Source organism: Actinokineospora xionganensis (assembly GCF_014323725.1).
Lineage (GTDB): Bacteria > Actinomycetota > Actinomycetes > Mycobacteriales > Pseudonocardiaceae > Actinokineospora > Actinokineospora xionganensis.
In genome coordinates this window covers 1-1492 of sequence record NZ_JABVED010000053.1, presented here as the reverse complement: position 1 = coordinate 1492, position 1492 = coordinate 1, and the positions used below count along the sequence as shown (strand labels likewise).

The following is a 1492-nucleotide window of genomic DNA, read 5'->3' as shown; positions in this document are numbered from 1 at the left end:
CATGACAGACATCCCAGGAGCTTGAATGTCAAGCAGCAGCCTTCTCGGTGCGGTGCGCCCAGGCGGTTGCTTCGTCGTAGGTGGTGCGGGTTGTGAGGCAGCCGTGCAGGATGCCGACCAGCCTGTTGGCCAGTTGCCGCAGTGCGGCGTTGTGATGGGCTCCGCGTGCGCGGTGCTGGTCGTAGTAGGCGCGGGCGCCCGGCGAGGCATTGAGCGCGGAGAACGCCTGGGTCATCAGCGCGTCGATCAACCGGTCGTTGTGCACGAACCGGGCCAGCACGGTCTTCTTCTTCCCGGAGGCGCGGGTGATCGGGCTGGTTCCGGCGTAGTTCTTGCGGGACTTGGCATCGGCGTAGCGATCGCGGTCGTCACCGAACTCGGCGAGCACCCGGGCACCGAGGACCTGTCCCAGCCCGGGCTGGGACAGGATGATCTCAGCGTCCGGGTGCCGGCCAAAATAGGCATCGACCTGCCCCTGCAAGGCTTTGATCTGCTCGTGCAGGACGGTCAGCACCGCGGTGGCGGCGCGGGTGGTCACCGCGTAGGCCGCAGTGAGCACCGTGGGCTGGCCCAGGTGCTCGGCGCGCAGCGCGCCCTGGATCCGGGTGGCCTTGGCAGGGATGTCGCGGCGGCGAGCACGTTTCATGGCGGCCGTGATCTGGGCGATGGTCAGCTTCGCCGCCGAGGCCGGGTCGGGTGCTTTGGCCAGCAGCTCCAGGGTGTCTGCGGCGTCCAAGTCCTCGAACGCTTCCAGTGCGGCCGGGAAGTAGTCCCGCAGGGCGCGCCGCAGCCGCTGGGTGTGCCGGGTGCGTTCCCAGATCAGCGTCTTGTGCGCCCGTGCCACGACCTTGATCGCTTCGGCCTCGGCGGTGTCCCCGGCGACCGGGCGCAGCTGGTGGGAGTCGGTGCGCACCATGTCGGCCAGCGTGTGCGCGTCGGCCGCGTCGCTCTTGGCGCCGGAGACCATGGCGTTCCCGGTAACGGGCCACCGACAACGGGTTGACCGCGAACACCGTGTACCCGGCGGCGATCAACGCCCGCACCCACGGCCCCACGGTCGGTCTCGATCCCGATGACCACCTCCGCCTCGTCGGCCTCGTCACCGAGCTGCTCACCGATCATCGAGTGCAGCCGGGCCATTCCCGCCACCCCCTCGGGCAACCTGGCTTTGGCCAGCCTGCGCCCGGCGGCGTCCATCAACTCCACGTCGTGATGCGCCTCGGCCCAGTCGTCTCCTACGAACAGCACCCGTTCTCCCGTCCCATGACCACGTTCGGCAGCAGCCTGCGGGAGAACCATCAGCGACCTAATGAATCAGTGCTCACGCCACACGAGCGGGCACGACATCCCATCAGCGATCAACTCTCCCGGCCCACCGGCAGGGCACGATCTGTCATCAGGACTCAGACGTCCAGGCTGAACAAATGCTCACCTGCTGGCGGCTACCAGACCCGAGTCTGCCCGATGGGCGACTCACCGCTCATTAGGCTGG

Annotated in this window: 1 pseudogene; it reads right to left on the bottom strand. The window is 68.2% G+C overall.

Annotation, left to right across the window (positions count from 1 at the left end):
- Nucleotides 1-28 precede the first annotated feature (28 nt).
- Nucleotides 29-1248 (bottom strand): annotated as a pseudogene (locus GPZ80_RS33555) (IS110 family RNA-guided transposase).
- Nucleotides 1249-1492 lie beyond the last annotated feature (244 nt).